Raw genomic sequence first — 16,070 nt, 5'->3', positions numbered from 1 at the left:
GGGCATGGGAACGGAAGTCGCCCGAGGGTTCCGCGATATCGGCGGACTCGAGGGATGCTTGTGGGCGAACTGTGTCAGGACCCGATCGGGGTCCCGGTCGGGTCAGGGCGTGGTCACCGGTTCACAGCGGCTGGCTCTGTCGCCAGCGACCACGAGCTTCGCGGCTTTCGTCGCCCCGTCGATGCGGACGTCAGCGGCCACCGCGGTCGCTCGTGCGCGGGTCCATCGAAGCCAAGCCCGCCCGGCCGCGACCGACGAGCACGCGGCGATCCTGCGCACGGATCGCTTCGATGACCCCGGCCTGAGCTCGCAGTCGCTGGACTCTGCACCGATCCGTTCCGTTCCCGAGTCAATCGGTGCGCCGGCGAGCCTGGTTCACCTCGCGGGTGACGGCCCAGGCGTCCGCCACCGGACCCAGGTGCCCGAGCTTGTCGGGGTTGATCAGCGAGTGGATCGTCTGGATCCGCCCGTCGAGTATGTCGAGCGTCCACGTGAAGAGGACCTTGTCGTCCCGATCGCGGAAGATGGCGCCCGGCTGGCCGTTCATCTCGTGCGGCTCGAACGTCACGTCGATCCGGCCCAACGGAGGGGCGATCGCGGCGAGCAGCCGGGCCACCTTCGCGGCGCCGACGACGGCCCTGGCCAGCTGCGGGGCCTTCCCACCGCCGTCCCCGACCAGCTGGACGTCGGCGGCGAGCAGCTCCCGCAGACCGTCGACGTCCCCTTCCCTGAAGGCGTCGAGGAACCGCTTGGCGAGTTCCTCGCGCTCCCTCCGGTCGGCCTCGAACCGAGGGCGCCCGGCGTCCATGTGCCGGCGCGCCCGCACCGCGAGCTGGCGGCACGCCGCCTCGGACCTCCCCACCGCCGACGCGACCTCGGGGAAGCCGAACCCGAACACCTCCCGCAGCACGAAGACCGCGCGCTCGAGCGGGCTGAGCCGCTCGAGCAGCAGCAGGGCCGCCATCGACACCGAGTCGGCCAGCTCCGCCGAGCGCGCCGGATCCTCGTAGGGGTCGTCGAGCAGCGGCTCGGGGAGCCATTGCCCGACGTATTCCTCACGCCGCACGCGGGCCGAGCGCAGCACGTCGATCGAGATCCGGGTGACGACGGCCGAGAGGAAGGCCTTGGTCGACGTGGGTCGTGTCGGGGAGGACTCGAAGCGCAGCCAGGTCTCCTGGACCGCGTCCTCGGCCTCGCTCACGCTGCCGAGGATCCGGTAGGCGATCGCGAACAGCAGCGACCGCAGCTCCTCGAACTCCTCGGCCCGGGTCACGCCAACCCTTCCCTGAAGCCCTGCCGCCACGACGGATAGCGCAGCTCCCAGCCGAGCTCGCGCTTGGCCTTGGCGTTGGAGAAACCGCGCCCCTCGGTCATCATCGTCACCGCCACGTCCCCGGCCAGCAGCCTGGCGAGCCACGTGGGGACCCGCACGGGCCGCTTCGCGCCCGTGCACGCAGCCAGGTAGGGCAGCCACTCGCTGGCCGGCGCCGGTTCGTCGTCGACGATGTTGAACACGCCGGTCGCTTTCTGCTCCAGGGCCAGGACGGTCGCGCTCGCCGCGTCGTCGAGGTGCACCCACGAGCTGTAGCCGGTGCCGCCTCCGACGAGCGGGAACTGCCGCCTGCGCACGAGCTCGACCACGTCATCGGTGGCGCCCGGCCCGTAGAACCCGCCGTATCGCAGGACCGCGCCGCCAGCCTCGACGACGACGTCCTCGACGTGGCGCATCGCCGCCATCCCTCTGCGCATGCTCGGCGGGCCCGGGTCCAGCGGGTCCTCCTCGGTCTTGACCCATCCGCCCTCGCGGATCCCGTTCCAGCTGGCGTGGCCCTGGGCGACGACGTGGGAGACGCCGGTCGCCTCGGCCGCGGCCAGCAGGTGGTCGGTCCCCTCGGTGCGCAGCCGGTTCGTGGTGGCGAAGAACCGATCCATGTGCTTCATGTCGGGCTTGCCGGCGTGAGCGGGGCTGATCGCGGTCATCTGGTGCACGATCGCGTCCGGCCGGGCGGCCGCCACGGCCCCACCGACCGACACCGCGTCCAGCCCGTCCATCACGACACCATCGGCACCGAGCTCCTCCAGCAGGCCCAACTTGCCGGAGCCCGTCGTCGTAGCCGTCACCTGGTGACCCCGGGCCACCAGCTGCGGTACCAGCCGTCGCCCCATGACCCCGGTACCACCGGCCACGAAAACCCGCATGACCATCACCTTCCCGATCCCAGGATTGGCTCTCAGACCGGTGACGAGACAGCCCCGGCCATCTGTGACATCGAGGTCCCGGCGCACGTCTCCCCCGATGGGAACGCCTTCCAGCCGTCAGGACGACCTGCTGCCGATCAGGGGTGAGAGCTCCGGGCTGTCCGTCCTCGGCGCGGTCGGCCGCCCAGGCCAGTGCCTCCGCGAAGAGGGCTGCGCGGCCGTCCCGGTCCGGAGAGGCCCGATCGGCAGCGGCGGGTGCCCGGCGCGGGCTCACGCCCAGCAGCGGCGGCGACGTCCGAGTCCTGCGCGGTCGCGGTCGAGCCTCCGGCGCGCGGCGATCAGCCTCGACTCATGCTCGGGGCACGCGAACGCGAGGAACGCCCGGTCGTCGATCAGCACCAGGCCGGCGTGTGCGGGCTCGGCGCGGCACTCGAACGCCAGGGAGACGTGCTCGGCCTCGTCGGTGCGGTCAGGCACAGCGAGTGGTACCAGGTCGTCAGCCACCTCGATCCCCCTGGTCGGGTTCCACGGTTGACGGCACACGGAGCGAGTAGCGCGGGCGACGATGCTGGTCGGCGGGTCGTGGCTGCCGGCCCACGGTGCGCCGCAGCGGCGGCGTGGTGAGGACCAAGGGCGCCGGCGAGCGGCTGGCCGAGGGCGCGACCACGTCGGGCCGGTCCTGGGTGGTCGACCTCGGCACGGGTACCCCGTGGCCGCGCTCCGTGCTTGCCGGGCAGCTCGTGGACGGCGCTGGCTCTCGACCTCGTGCGCGACCCGGCGCTCGTGCTCAGCCACCTCGACGGCAGCTACCGGCACCCCGAGCGGCTCTCCCGCCGCTTCGCAGGCCAGGTCGCCCGGGCGCGCAGGGTGCTGGGGGAGGAGCGACTGCCGGTGGTCCGGCTGCACGACCTGCGGCACACCCACGCCACGGTGCTGCTGGCCGACGGCGTGTCGGTGCAGGTGGTCTCGGAGCGTCTGTGGCACGCCAGCGCCACCATCGCGCTCACCGTCTACCAGCACGTCCACCCGGGCATGGCCGCGAGGTGGCCGACCGCTTCGCGGCGCTGCTCGAGGGCTCATCGACGCGAAGTGACACGTGAGTGTCACGAGGGCCTCAGAGACCCCACAACAAGACACCCCGGGCTCCTGACCCGCAGGAGCACGGGGGTGAAGCGGTGTCCGAGGCGGGGACTTGGGCACCGCGAGGTGGCAGCGGTCCCACCAGCGGCCGTCCAGGTGGGGAGGGGCGCGGTGTGCCCGGCTTCGTGGACATGGTCGAGACGCAGCGCGGCCGTCGGACAAGATGACGGATCGGCGGCCCGCAGGGTCCTCTCCCCGACGAGGCGCACGAGCTCCGCAGGTCCACGTTCACAGCGGCCGACTCGGGCGGTCCGCTGCACCGTGGCCACTGGGTACGGGATGGCCGCTGCGGGCGAACTGGGTGAGGTACAGCGCGAATGGGTGGTCCGGGCTGAGAGTCCGGTGGCAGCGCTGCAACGCGTCCTCGCCGAGCACGCGGGCCGGCTCAGCCTCACCCAGCCGGGCCAGGGCGCCGGTCAGGGCCACTGCCGCCAGCAGCGTGATCGGGTGGTCCGGGCCGAGCACCCGGCGGCTGCGCTGCAGCGTGTCCTCGCCGAGCACGCGGGCCGGCTTCGCCTCGCCCAGCTCAACTAGCGCAAGGGACAGGGCGGCGGCAGCCAGCAGGGTGGTCGGGTGGTCCGGGCCGAGTATGCGGCGAGCGCGCTGCAGGGTGTCCTCACCCAGGTCACGGGCCTGCCCCGTCTCGCTCATCGCGATCAGGGCGACGGTCAGGGCAGCCGCTGCCAACAGACCCGTTGGGTGGTCCGGGCTGAACGCCCGGCGCCAGCGCTGCAGGGTGTTCTCACCCAGGTCACGGGCCGGTTCCGCCTCGCTCATCGCGATCAGGGCGACGGTCAGGGCGGTCGCCGCCCCCAGGGTGGTGAAGTGGTCTGGGCCGAGCACGCGGCGGGCGCGCTGCAGGGTGTCCTCGCCCAGGGCGCGGGCGGCGTCCCCTTCACCCAGCCCGTTCAGGGCGTAGGTCAAGGCGGCGGCCGCCTCCAGGGTGGTGGGGTGGTCTGGGCCGAGCACGCGGCGGGCGCGCTGCAGGGTGTCCTCGCCCAGGGCGCGGGCGGCGTCCCCTTCACCCAGCCCGTTCAGGGCGTAGGTCAGCGCGGCGGCCGTGAACAGGGTGGCCGCATGGTCCGGGCCCAGCACCCGGCGGGCGCGCTGCAGGGTGTCCTCACCGAGGGCGCGGGCCGGTGCGGCCTCGCCCAGCTCGACCAGGGCGACGGTCAGGGCGGTCGCCGCCAGCAGGGTGGTGGCGTGGTCCGGGCCGAGCACGCGGCGGGCGCGCTGCAGGGTGTCCTCACCGAGGGCGCGGGCCGGTGCGGCCTCGCCCAGCTGGTCCAGAGCAAGGGCCAGGGCGCCCGCCACCCAGAGGGTCATGAGGTGGTCCGGGCCGTGTATCCGGCGGCAGCGTTGCAGCGTGTCCTGACCCAGGGCGCGCGCTGGCTCCGCCTCGCCAGCCCAGAACAATGCAAGGGTCAGGGTGTTGGCGGTGGCGAGGGTGTCGGGATGGTCGGGGCCGAGGATGGCGCGCCAGCGGCCCAGCAGCTCTTCGGCGACGGCCCGACTGCCGGAGCTGTCGCCGTGGGCGTGCAGGTAGCGGGTGGTGTCCAGGATGATCTTCCGACCGGCGGGGTGGTAGTCACCCAGCGGGGCGGTGGCCAGCACGTGCGGGGCGAGCTGGGCGTAGCCGACCCAGCTGGCCGGATCCTCCGGATCGCCAGGGGATGCGGCGGCCAGCAGCGCCACCACCTGCTCGGCGGTGGTCCGCTGCTGATCCAGGGGCAGCCGGTGGCGGATCACCGCCTGCACCAACCGGTGCACCTCGAAGCCGTCGGGGGAGCGACGCACCAGGGAGTAGCCCACCAGCGCACCGACGGTGTCAGCAAGGGCGTCGGGGTCGGCCGCGACGGTGCGCAGCGGCTCGTCGAGCAGGTCGGGGTGGTCGCCGAACAGGGACAGGGGGATGAGATCGGGCGCGAGGAAGGCGGCCAGCTCCAGCAGCCGGACGGCGGCCGGGTCCTCGCCGCGCAGCCGCTCCAGGGACAGCGCCCAGGCGGTGTCGAGTCGGCCGTGATAGTCCAGCACCTCGCCGCGGGCGAGCAGGGTTGTCCGTCGGGCGCGGAAGCGGCGCAGGTAGTCCACCGGCGGCAGGTCGGTCTGCTCGAGATAGCCGGCGGCCTGCGCCGCGGCCAGGGGCAGATCGCCCAGCTCCGCGGCGAGCTTGTCGGCCAGCTCCTCATCCAGGGCCGGGATGCAGGCGCGCAGCAGCGCGATCGTCTCGGTGCGGGCCAGCACGTCGACCTCCAGCCGCCCGCCCAGCGCCCCCCAGCCCGGCGACCGGGAGGTGACGAGCACGTGCCCAGGACCGCTCGGCCGGTAGGGGGCGACGTCGGCCGGCCGTTCCGCGTTGTCGACGATCAGCAGCCAGCCGTCGCGGTGGCGCAGCTCGGCCAACAGTCGGTCCACGGTGTCGGCCACCGTCGGCCCGAGGGGCAGGTCAAGCCGCGCAGCCAGCCGCGCGAGCTGCTCCGGCACCAGCACCGGCTGTTCGGCGTCGATCCACCAGACCATGTCGTAGTCGGCGGCGAAGCGGTGGGCGTACTCGAGGGCCAGCTGGGTCTTGCCGACCCCGCCCAGCCCGTAGAGCGCCTGCACCACCAGCGTTGGCTCGTCCGCGCGTAGCCGCTTCCGCAGCTCGGTGAGCATGCCGTCCCGGCCGGTGAAGCGGGGATTGCGCGGCGGCACCTTCCACACCGCCGGCAGACGGCCGGCGAACCCTGGCTTGTCCCTCGACACAGGCGTCGGACCCGGGCAGGGAAATGGCGGGGGGCCGGTCGGACGCCCGCCGATCAGCCGGGTCCGCAGCCGCGCGGCCGCGGTGGCCTCGTCCAGGCCGGTGAGGTCCACCGGGATCAGCGGTGCGTACAGCGGGGGCAGGGTGACCGGCTCGACCAGCACCGGCACGATCCGCCCCGCCGCCTGCTGGGCGAAGGCCGCGCGCAGCTCCGCCCCGCCGAAGGTGCTGGAGAAGTAGGCCTCGGTGCACACCGCCAGCAGCCGGTCGGCGCCTTGCAGGGCCGCGGCCATGCGGGCCACGAAGTCCTCGCCCGGCGCCCAGTCCCAGACGTCCAGCTCGACGGTGTAGCCCGCTTCGTGCAGTTGCCAGCCCAGCCACTCCGCCCAGGCGGTGTCCCGGCCGGCGTGGCTGACGAAGAAGTCGGTCCTGCGACCGCTCACCCCTCAGTGCTACACCCATTACCCACCGCATGCGAGACCCGATGCCAGCTGGATGCGGAGCGGTCCCATCGGCACGCACCGCTGTCCGTGACCCGTGTCAAGATCAGCTGCGTATCCCGACGGGCTAACAAGCCGGGTCAGGAAACGGACCAGCACGGCGGTGCGCAGATGCCTATGCAGTGGCTCATGTGCCTCAAGGGTTTGGTCGTCATGCTTGCGGCCGTCTTCTTCCCGCATTCTTGGGTCATCCGCGCCTACTCGACCTGGATCAAGCTCCTGACGATCTCCCCAGAAACAATCCATAGCGATAGGCCGGTCGTCGCGAGGAAGGTGGTGGCCCGCGGTTGCGCGAGTCCCTAGCATCCCATGAGCCAGTGAGTGACCGGCGCAATGCCAGCAACACCTGCACTTCAGGGGAGACCCACATGTCAGGTCAGGGCGGGCAGGCCGTCAGCATCTTCATAAGCTACCGGCGCGAGGGCGGCTTCTATCTCGCCAAGAAAATCTACGGCCACTTGAAGCAGTGTGGCTACGACGTTTCCATGGACATCCAACAGCTCGGCGCAGGGAAGTTCGAGAACATCACCCTGGAGCAGATCGGATCACGCGATTACTTCATCATCGTGCTCACGAAGGGCAGCCTTGATCGGTTGCACGATCCGGATGACTGGCTGAGGAAAGAGATCCTGACAGCGCGTAATGCAACTCGGACAATCATCCCCGTGTTCGACGTCGACTTCTCGTTCGAGGCTTCGGATGTCAGGGACGTCCTCGCCGCGGCACCGAAGGCCATCCGTGAGATTGCCGGGTTCAACGCCGTACGGATGTCGCTCCCCGAATACTTTGAAGACGGGCTCAAACGGCTCCGGAGATTCCTGCTCGAGAAGCAGCCGGCGGTGACTGCGTCGCCGACACCTTCCGAGGGACTTCGAGAAGCCGAACGGCATCTCGATAAGCACGTCGTACCGTCCCCTCGGACTCTTACTACGGAAGGACGCACGGCGCGCTCCTGGAACGAGCTAGAGGACAGGCTCTCGGATGATTCACAGCCGGTCACCGAGACCAAAACCGAGGCGGTCGAGCAACTCGGGCACGATCAGGCTCCGACCGGCTCGCCCGCCATCGCCGCGCGGGGGGCTGAGAACCGGCCAGGGGAAGACGATCAGCAAGCCACTCAAGACGACGTACGGGACGCCCCCTCGGTAGAGGTCGAGCAGGAAACGGACGAGAGAGCGGACGCAGAGGTCGGTCGGCCACCCGAGCGCCCGAGCCTGCTAGTTCTTATCCTGTCAGGCCTCGTCACCCTGCTTATTTCCGTGGCCATACCTGGATTCTATAGTGGCGGGTTCATGGCAATCCCTCTCGCAGTAGGAGTCGGAGTACCACTTCTGGTGGCGGCGATACTGCTATGGCCCCGTCGAAGGACCAGGGGGACGGCCTTGGCTTTCGGTCTTGTCGTAGGCTCGGCTCTCTCATTGACCGGTCCAGTGGCCGGACTTGCCGCCGACGGGCTCAAGTTCGGCTTCTCTGCACACGGTCCGTTGGATTTCTTCAGTATCCTCGCTTGGGGATTCACTGCAACCGCTGCGGTCGTCATCATCACCCGCCCCCCACCGCGACAAGAATGTCCCTTCGTCGTGACTTAGGGAGCCGCTGCGCACTACTCATCGTCTTATTCGTCATCTTCAAGCTAGTTGCCACAGGCGGGTTCTGGTATTACATTGGCGCCCTTGTCAACATCAGTTTCATCCTGCTCGCCGCTGTTGCGATCCTGATTACGGTACTGCAAGTGAGTGAACTGCAACGCGTGGTCGGCCTCGTTGCAGTAGCATTGTCCGGGGTCTGGCTGGCCTACTGGACAGCAACCTTCTACGAAGTGTTCCCATTGTGGGAGCTTCTTACAGTCGCCGGGTGCTACTTGGCCCAGATCGGGCCGTGGCAAGGCCATCGCGGACTTGACGGTGGGGTGGCGCATCGCAGCTAGCCTGCCGTCGCGCCAGACTGCAATCTCATCCAGTTCAGTGGTGCAGGATCGATCTGCTCGGGACGAGTGAGCGTCCGGCGGAGGCAAGGCGCCGAGGACCCGGCTACTCGCACGGGGTGCCGTGGGCGCCTGCACTGGGCCGTGACGGCCGGCGGAGCCGCCGAGTCCGCGGTCGGCCCAGGAGCGGCCGTTGAACGAAACGGTCGACGCCGACCGATCCCGCCGCCACGTCCCCGGCTTGCAGGCGCTGACTCGCCGTCTCCCCGAAGTGGCGTGCGCGTCCCACCTGTCCACATCTGCGCGCGGGGCCGCCCGCCCCCTGATGTCCCGGTCGGGCAGAGCCGACGCTGATGCAGCAGGCCGTCGCTCCTCGGCGCGGCACCGCCAGCCCTCGCCCGGGGTGGCGGCGCGGAGGGAGGAGCGATGAGGACGAGTCGGCTGGTGCTGACCGGCGCCGCGGTCGGCACGATCGTGGGCACGGCGCGCGCGGACCTGAACGCCACCCATGTGTTCAACCTGGACTGACCCCGCACGCCCGTTTCCACCGCGCCGCCGGCTGGGGCACGGTCGCCGGCGCCCAGCTGTGGCTGCTGTGGCTGCTGTGGCGACCGGCGTCGTCCGCCGCCGAGCGGGAGCTGGCGGCCACGACCGCCGCGCTGCTGCCGGCGGTCGCGTGAGCGCGTTTCTTCGGTGCGCTGGCCACCCCGGCACCGCGGTCGAGGACGAGGCCAGGCACCTGCCGCGCAGGGCCGGCGTGCCGCTCGACCTGGTTCCCGCGACCTCGTACCGGCCGTTGCCGCCCTCGGCTACCTGCTGCACCGCCGGGGGGTGTAGCGCATCCACGCCGCGCCGGTCGGTCACCGCCGGAGCTCTGCCACCGCGTCGAGCCGCCGTGAGCACCAGGGATGCCACAGCCGCGGACGCAATCCTGCCCACTGGCTGCTGCTGGGCGCGAGTCTGGCTCGTCGACCACTCGGAGGTCGACCAGCCAGGCTCCTCGTCGTCTCAGGACAAGCCGGCGACGGCAGCCTCGTACTCAGCCGCCACCGACGGGGGCAGCTCGCCGGTGACTCGGACGAGAATGGGGCCGGCCAGGTAGTGGTACTCCGTGCCGGCGCTTGGGCCGAGGCTCTGCAGAGTCTGCTGGATGTAGTCCGACCGGACCCGCGCGTCGGCGCCGTCGGCGAACACCTCGATCGAGCCGCCGCCCTCGTTGCCCGGCTCGGCCAGGTCGATCGGCACGCCCAGGCGGCTGTCGGCGAACGCCACCTTGGACACGTACTGCCCTGGCCGCCCGATGAGGGCGTTCGCGTCGTTGGTCTCCGTGATCACCGCGCTGTCGGTGATGGGCAGGCCGGCGTCCTTCAGGGTGGCCAGGGCGGTCTCCGCGTCCACCGCCTGGGCGGTCGTGGACGGTACGGCCGCGCTCGCGGACTCGGGTGCTGCGGCGCTCGTGCTGGACTCGGTGGCCTGGGCGGTCGCCTCCGCGGAGTCCCCGCCCCCGCAGCCGGCGGTGAGCGCCGCCGCTGCGATGGTCATGATGATCGTCCTGCGCATGAGGTGGGTATCGGCAGGCCGGCGGTGACTCCGGACGCGGTGAATGCTGTGCCGCACCGTCAGGGCGCCGTTGAGCAGTCGGCGTCCTTCCACTGGTCCGATGGCGGGAAGGTCGTCGCGCTCGTCTTGGTATGCCCCGTCCAGGTCGGCATCTCCCCGAGGCGGCACGCGCCCCCGGCCGGGCGGCCGAGGGCGCGTCGAGCACTCAACCGAGGGCCGGGACCACGGTGGAGGGGTCGCCGTCGGCAGCGGCGGCCAGGGCCGGCACGGCCGCGTCCAGCAGGTAAGGCAGCGACAGTGGGCTGCCGAAGCCGAGCGCGGCGGACACATCGCCGGAGTAGCTACCGAGCAGGACCGTGCGGCCCTGGGTCACCACGTCGAGGCTGGAGAACAGCGTGTCCGCATCGGCGTCTTCTCGGTCGTAGCCGTTCACCGCCAGCACGTCCGCGTTCAGCAGGTCCAGCCGCTCCTGGCTGAGGTCGGTGCTGGCGTCGGGGACGGTGAAGCCGAGATCGGTGAAGAACTGGGTGCGCAGGTCGTCCTTGCCGAGCAGGTAGTGGCCTGAGCCGACGCCGGTCAGGTCCACGGCGATCGAGCTGCCGGCGAAATCGGGGTTCTCGTCGACCGCCTGCTCGAACTGGCTTTCGACGTCGTCGACGAGCTGCTGCGCCCTCTCCGCACGGCCGAGCGCCTGACCGATGAGGAGAGTCTGCTCCTGCCACGGGGTGGCACCGTCGGCGTACTCGTCGGTCTGCGCGAGCGTCGGCGCGATGCCGGACAGCTGGTCGTAGACCGTCTGGTCCATGAAGGAGTACACGCCCACGATCAGGTCGGGCTCCAAGGCGGCGACCGCCTCGAGGTTGATCTCCTCGCCTCCCACGGTCGGGATGTCCTCCGCCGGGAGCAGTTCCTCCGCCCACGGACGGGCCGTGGCGTCGTACTCACCCAGGTTCTCCCGTTCACCGACCGGCGTTGCGCCCAGGGCCAGCACGAAATCCTGGTCGTTGAAGCCGACGGTGACCACGCGCCGTGGTTCCGCGGGGATCTCGGTGGTGCCGAACTTGTTCTCGATGGTGACCGGGAAGGCGTCCGATGAGGACGGTTCCACGACGGGCGCGGAGCCGTCGTCCTCCGAGCCGCCGCAGGCGGTGAGCCCTCCGGACAGGGCCAGGACGGTGAGGGGGACGGCGAGACGGGACGGGCGCGACGGGCCCGATCTCTTCGGCATCAGGCGAGGTTAGCCTGTCCTAACTTGATGCCGGCCTGGCACCCCGTGATCGCCTCGCGGGCAAGAGGCGGAATCAGTCCGACTGACCTGGGGAGCGATGGCTGGCCGGCTGCGGAGAAGGCGAGCCCGACGCCAGCGCCGAGCCGGCGACGGTCACGGAGACCGTGGAGGCACCGGCACCGGCACCGGTGGCCGCGCCCGCCCCTCAGCCGCCAGGCGCAGCGGCGCCGGCCGTCAATCTCCCCATGCCCAATCTGTCGGCATGGACGTGCAGATCGCTCAGAACACCATGCAGGCGAACGGCGTCATGTACTCCGTCTCGCACGACCTGCTGGGCATGCGGAGTCAGGTGCTGGACGGGCAACTGGCAGGTCTGCGACGAGAACATCCCGCTGGCCAACAGGTCGTGGGCGACGTCGAGGGCCAGATCGACTTCGGGGTGGTGAAGCTCGAGGAGCGGTGTCCGTGACCACCGGGTCGGTGAGGTCGGGCACCCGGTCCGGGCCTCCCGGCACGCTGGTGTGGCGACCACCGCACGTCGTACCGTTCGTCCGTGGCAGTCGAGCAGATTCCCCGCGGGCCCGCCGGCTCCTGACTCCCGGTCGGCGGGTCCGAGGCGTGGCCGTCGAGAGCGCTCCGTCGACCTCGAGCCCTTTGGGCTCGCCGAGGAAGCGATGTCCCCCCTTCCGCTGTCACCCGTCACGGTGCGCGTCACCGTCGAGGACCTGCCTGGCGTCCAGCGGGTGCTCACCCTGCTGACCGGACGCGCGTACTCACTCACCCGCTTCGAGGCCGAGGCGGCCGGCGCCGGGCGCTGGCGCCTGAGCATCGACACCATGGCCGATGCCGACGGCGCCCAGTTGCTGGCGGCGCGGCTGCTGCGCCTGCCGAGCGTGCTCACCGTCGACCTCGGCTGCAGTGCCGCCCTCGCCGTCGCCGGCTGACCGCGAGACGTCGGTCGGGCGGATGACGACGAAACGGAGCAGCCAGCCCGGTCCGACGGGGGCGTGCAGCCCGACGCTCGACGGCAGCACCAGACGGGACCGACGCCTCGGGCTCCGGTACCGAGGCCAGTCAGAGCTGGGTCAGACGACACGCAGTGCCGTAGGCGCAGACCTCGCTCCAGGTGCCGCCCATCTCCGTCGTGTCGAAGCGCATCGCCACGACGGCGTCAGCGCCCTTGGCCTCGGCGGCGGTCAGTCGCTCGAGCGCCTCCTGTCGGCTCTGCCCAGGCTCTTGGTGAGGCCCTTCAGCTCACCTCCGGTCAGCGACTTCATCGCCGCGCCGAGCTCGTCACCCGCGTGACGCGAGCGAACGGTCAACCCGAAGCCCTCTCCGACCACCTCCTCGACCCAGTGGCCCGGCACGTCGTTCATCGTCGTGATGAGCACGGGATCACGCTCCCTCGGTATCGCTCCGTGTCCGTGACGCAAGGCGGTGTTCGCCAGGTCGGGAAGGCGGTACCAGCGCGCTAGCCCTCCCTTCCCGATCAGGGCCGACGCTGGTGACCAGTGCCGCGGTCGGTGAGGCGTCGATCGACCAGCCCGCCACCTGCCGCGTGCACACATCCGAGGCGACCGCGCAGTCGACCTTGCCCTCCGAGGCAGTCTGTGACTCCGCGCCTGCAGGCTCATCGGTGAGGCTGCCTCGCCGGGCACCAGGGGCCGTTGGTCCTCCGCCCGGGTCCTGTGCCGGCGTCCTCGCCTCACGGCGGCGGCGTCGTCGCCGTGGCGAGCAGGTCTTCGGCCAGTGCGGGATGGTCGATGAAGGGATTGCGATTGCCCTGCCGGTCGAAGATGGCGGCGTTGCGGTGCCGCTCCCACTCGGTGACCGGGTCCTGCGCGTGCCAGGCCAGCAGGATCTGCCGCCGCGGCGGTGGCATCTCGCCGGGCTGCACCTCTCCGGGATAACGCAGCAAGAAGTAGAGAACGGCCCGCGCAGCGGCCCCCTTGCCGCGGACCGGCTCGAACCCGTTTCCCTCGCTCTTGCCGCATTCGCCCCGCACCACCCGCAGCGCCGCGCGCACCGCGGTGGGCTCGGGAAAGTCCGGGAACTCGGCGAACGGGGTGTTGCCCCGGAAGCTGTTGCAGCCGGCCTCGCAGGCGAACAGATGGTGCAGATCGCCGCGCATCGGCTCCCGCTTGGCGAACCAGCTCTGCGGCACCACGTGCTCGCAGTTGAACGGCAACGCCGCCTCCACCGCGGCCTCCACCTCGGCTCGCGCCGGGCCATCGGCCCGCGCCTGCAGGGCGGCGAGCCGGGCGGTCAGCTCCTGGGCGCGGGCTTCGGCGATGGCCAGATCGGCGCGGATCAGCGCCTCGGGCTCCCACTCGTGACCGGTGTACAGGCTGCGCAGCATGCCGGAGGGCTGCAGATCCACCCACGGATACAGCTCTTGCGCCGGCTTGTACGCAGGCCGGCGCGTGTGCGAACGCGCTACCAGGTCGGCGTACCGCTCGAGCGCGACCCCGTGGTAGTAGGCGTCGGCGGCCACGGCGTCGGTCTCGGCGTCGTAGTAGACCCGGTTCCGGGCGGCCGCGAGTTCGGCCAGTGCGGCCGCCACATCGGCTGCCGCCAGCCCCGACGCCTGAATGCCCGCATCCGTGCTCACCCGGCAACACCTACAAGCCGGCTGTCACGGTGGCGTCAACGCCTACCCGGTCATGAGCCGTCGATTGGGCTGACCGCCGTTCCTATCCATCGAGGAACGACGAACGGCGTCAGAGTTCGCTGATCCTCACCCTTGCGGGGTTCCATTCGGTTGACATACCCTCTGCGCCCCCGGAGTGGGGCCAGTTCGCCGAGGGATCGTCGTATCAGCGGACCCGTCCGACGCTCCCCTCAGGGGGAGGTGCAACGGACGACGCCTCCTCGCCCAGTACTCGCCGCAGCCGTCCGACCTCGACTGCCGCGCGGAGCTTTCCGGGCATGGGACGGCTGGGTCGGACGCTGGTGCTCGACGGGCTGTGGGACAGCGTCGAGCCGGACATCCAGCGGCTCGGTCCAGGAGTCGCGCGCCCAGCTCAGCTGGGCGATCCAGGAGGAGCACCTGCAGGCCACGATCGACTGACCGGCCGAGTGCCGGTCGGCGGGTAGTGGAACCCCCGGCCGGGGAGCACTCGGCGTCGCCGCGAGCCCAGGTGCCGGCATCCACCGCGCAGGCAGGCGCCCCCTCGCCGCCGCGGTCAGCGACCAGCACCTCGGGCCAACTCCTCGGCGTCGAGTTCCCCGGCGGCCAGGGTGGCATACACGCTGCCCCGACCACGCCGACGAGTCGGCAGCAGGCTCAGATGCGGCAGCGACGGCATCCCCTGCGGCCGCCAGCAGCGCGTCGACCAGCCCGAACGGCGCATCCCCGCGCCGGCCCAAACACCGGCGCAGCTCGCCCCGAAGCGCTGCAGCCGCTGCAGAACCGAGGTGATCAAGCTCTGGCCGACCGCATCCGCCCGGCCGCGATGTGCTGACGCCGCTGGCCGCGCAGGATCCTCATAGGCAAGGTTCCAGGTTCCTGGCGGAGGATGGGGCGTTCACTGCGGCCGCCTCGGGTGATCGGCGGCGGCGTCGCCGCCGAGCAGGAGCCAGCGCCTGCTGCATGCGGGCCACGAAGTCCTCGCCCGGCGCCCAGTCCCACACGGCCAGCTCGACGCTGTGCCCGGCGTCCTGCAGCTGCCACGCCAGCCACTCCGCCCAGGCGGTGTCCCGGCCGGCGTGGCTGACGAAGAAGTCGGAACCCCGACCGCTCAGGCACCAGGCTTCCGCCCGGGTTCAGCACTGGAATGCTCGCCGCAATGGACGACACGCCCGGGTGCCGGGGAGAACGACAGCAACCGGTACGGCAACGCGGTCCGAACGAGCCCGTACCTGGCCGAACGACGGCGGACGCTGCGGGCTCGTGGCCTGCGCGCACAGCACAACCGAGGACGATCGCGAACCCCGCGAATGTGACTGGGGGTCTTGAGGCGTGTCCCACCCGTTCCCGGCTCGGCGCAGGAGTCGCGACCTTTGCTGCCCACATCCCGCTCCTCGCAGCATGTGATGGTGAGGCTGCGGCGAAGGAGGGCCTACCCGGTCGGTGCCCCAGTCGACTGCAGTCGACTGGCCGCGAGCGCCCTCGCCGGGCTCGACCCGAACACAGCAGGTCGTCAGTAAGCCCCGGGTCAGGAGCGGAGGGCGGCAGGCGTGTTCACCGGGACCGCTGCTGGCCCCGGGCGATGAGGGCGAGGCCGCCCACGACGACCACGATGGGCACCCACGACGGCAGCCCGAACGGTCCGAGCAGTAGGCCCACGACAGAGAGCACGAGCTGGAAGCCGAGGAAGAGGCCCAGCGCCACCAGCACCCAGAAGATGACAGGCTGCTCAACCTGCAGTCGGCGCAGGTGGTTCATGGCGTCTCCTCGGTCGTGTCATCGGGCGCGGGTCGACGACGCAGTCTGTCCGTGAACAGCTGGCTCGAACCAGCGGGGAACACCGCCAACGGTGGGCGGGACTCCGGTCGACTGTGCACCGGGGTACGTCCCTCGGCGAAGACGGCGTTCCCACTCCTGTTCCCGCCAGAGGCCTGGACAGGCGGCCTCTGGGTGGGGCCACGGCGGTGACCATACCCTGCTGTTCACGGTCGTCCGCAGCGACTCCCTGACGACCACACCCGGCGTCGACCAGCAGCAATGGACACGAGCGGACGTGCACGGACCCCACCAGCCGCCCTGGCAGCGTGGGATCGGGCGGAGCTTGCCTCTCAGTTTCCGGTGTCCGAGAGGGGACTTGGACACCGTGA

13 protein-coding genes and 2 pseudogenes are annotated in these 16,070 nt (G+C 71.0%); 5 read left to right on the top strand and 10 right to left on the bottom strand.

The genetic code is table 11. The features are described from left to right. Positions 1-349: 349 nt before the first annotated feature. The 3 genes from ACWIX3_RS17420 to ACWIX3_RS17410 form a co-directional block, all read right to left on the bottom strand. Positions 350-1,273, bottom strand: coding sequence for an RNA polymerase sigma-70 factor (locus tag ACWIX3_RS17420; protein WP_448608595.1), 924 nt, complete (start codon positions 1,271-1,273; stop codon positions 350-352). Further along, positions 1,270-2,199, bottom strand: coding sequence for an NAD-dependent epimerase/dehydratase family protein (locus ACWIX3_RS17415; protein WP_448608594.1), 930 nt, complete (start codon positions 2,197-2,199; stop codon positions 1,270-1,272). The genes ACWIX3_RS17420 and ACWIX3_RS17415 overlap by 4 nt, the downstream gene beginning before the upstream one ends. A 270-nt stretch (positions 2,200-2,469) precedes the next feature. Further along, complete coding sequence (locus ACWIX3_RS17410) at positions 2,470-2,676, bottom strand: hypothetical protein (RefSeq protein WP_448608593.1); 207 nt, start codon at positions 2,674-2,676, stop codon at positions 2,470-2,472. Positions 2,677-2,964: 288 nt separating this feature from the next. Here ACWIX3_RS17410 and ACWIX3_RS17405 point away from each other — a divergent pair. Further along, positions 2,965-3,213: pseudogene (locus ACWIX3_RS17405) on the top strand (tyrosine-type recombinase/integrase); the annotation flags it as partial. Positions 3,214-3,567: 354 nt separating this feature from the next. Here ACWIX3_RS17405 and fxsT read toward each other — a convergent pair. Continuing rightward, a complete protein-coding gene (gene fxsT, locus ACWIX3_RS17400; RefSeq protein ID WP_448608592.1) occupies positions 3,568-6,525 on the bottom strand; it encodes an FxSxx-COOH system tetratricopeptide repeat protein in 2,958 nt (985 codons plus the stop codon). 425 nt (positions 6,526-6,950) lie between these two features. Here fxsT and ACWIX3_RS17395 point away from each other — a divergent pair, with 425 nt between their 5' ends. Both ACWIX3_RS17395 and ACWIX3_RS17390 read left to right on the top strand, forming a co-directional pair. Further along, complete coding sequence (locus ACWIX3_RS17395; protein WP_448608591.1) at positions 6,951-8,171, top strand: TIR domain-containing protein; 1,221 nt, start codon at positions 6,951-6,953, stop codon at positions 8,169-8,171. After that, the gene (locus ACWIX3_RS17390) at positions 8,150-8,509 is read left to right on the top strand and encodes a hypothetical protein (RefSeq protein WP_448608590.1); all 360 of its coding nucleotides are present in this window, start codon (positions 8,150-8,152) and stop codon (positions 8,507-8,509) included. The genes ACWIX3_RS17395 and ACWIX3_RS17390 overlap by 22 nt, the downstream gene beginning before the upstream one ends. A gap of 1,005 nt (positions 8,510-9,514) precedes the next feature. On the opposite strand, the gene ACWIX3_RS17385 is transcribed toward ACWIX3_RS17390, so the two are convergent. Together ACWIX3_RS17385 and ACWIX3_RS17380 are read right to left on the bottom strand one after the other, a co-directional pair. Continuing rightward, entirely contained in the window at positions 9,515-10,048 is a 534-nt protein-coding gene (locus ACWIX3_RS17385) for a hypothetical protein (RefSeq protein WP_448608589.1), read from the bottom strand. 223 nt (positions 10,049-10,271) lie between these two features. Beyond that, the gene (locus tag ACWIX3_RS17380; RefSeq protein WP_448608588.1) at positions 10,272-11,294 is read right to left on the bottom strand and encodes an ABC transporter substrate-binding protein; all 1,023 of its coding nucleotides are present in this window, start codon (positions 11,292-11,294) and stop codon (positions 10,272-10,274) included. A gap of 262 nt (positions 11,295-11,556) precedes the next feature. Here ACWIX3_RS17380 and ACWIX3_RS17375 point away from each other — a divergent pair, with 262 nt between their 5' ends. Then, positions 11,557-11,763 (top strand): hypothetical protein, encoded by a 207-nt coding sequence (locus ACWIX3_RS17375; protein ID WP_448608587.1) that lies wholly within the window; start codon positions 11,557-11,559, stop codon positions 11,761-11,763. Positions 11,764-11,968: 205 nt separating this feature from the next. Then, positions 11,969-12,238: a hypothetical protein gene (locus ACWIX3_RS17370; RefSeq protein ID WP_448608586.1), complete on the top strand. Its 270-nt coding sequence runs from the start codon at positions 11,969-11,971 to the stop codon at positions 12,236-12,238. Positions 12,239-12,368: 130 nt separating this feature from the next. On the opposite strand, the pseudogene ACWIX3_RS17365 reads toward ACWIX3_RS17370, so the two are convergent. From ACWIX3_RS17365 to ACWIX3_RS17350, 4 genes and pseudogenes are all read right to left on the bottom strand, one after another. Beyond that, positions 12,369-12,670, bottom strand: a pseudogene (locus tag ACWIX3_RS17365) (YbjQ family protein). 329 nt (positions 12,671-12,999) lie between these two features. Then, positions 13,000-13,905 carry an endonuclease I family protein gene (locus ACWIX3_RS17360; protein ID WP_448608585.1) on the bottom strand — a complete coding sequence of 302 codons (906 nt, stop codon included), beginning with the start codon at positions 13,903-13,905 and terminating at the stop codon, positions 13,000-13,002. 875 nt (positions 13,906-14,780) lie between these two features. Then, entirely contained in the window at positions 14,781-15,038 is a 258-nt protein-coding gene (locus ACWIX3_RS17355; protein WP_448612485.1) for a toll/interleukin-1 receptor domain-containing protein, read from the bottom strand. A 439-nt stretch (positions 15,039-15,477) separates the two neighbouring features. After that, a complete protein-coding gene (locus tag ACWIX3_RS17350; RefSeq protein WP_448608584.1) occupies positions 15,478-15,681 on the bottom strand; it encodes a hypothetical protein in 204 nt (67 codons plus the stop codon). Positions 15,682-16,070: the final 389 nt, after the last annotated feature.

This window comes from Geodermatophilus sp. URMC 60, from assembly GCF_053502585.1.
The sequence above is the reverse complement of the archived record's forward strand: the minus strand, read 5'-3'. Positions and strand labels throughout refer to the sequence as shown.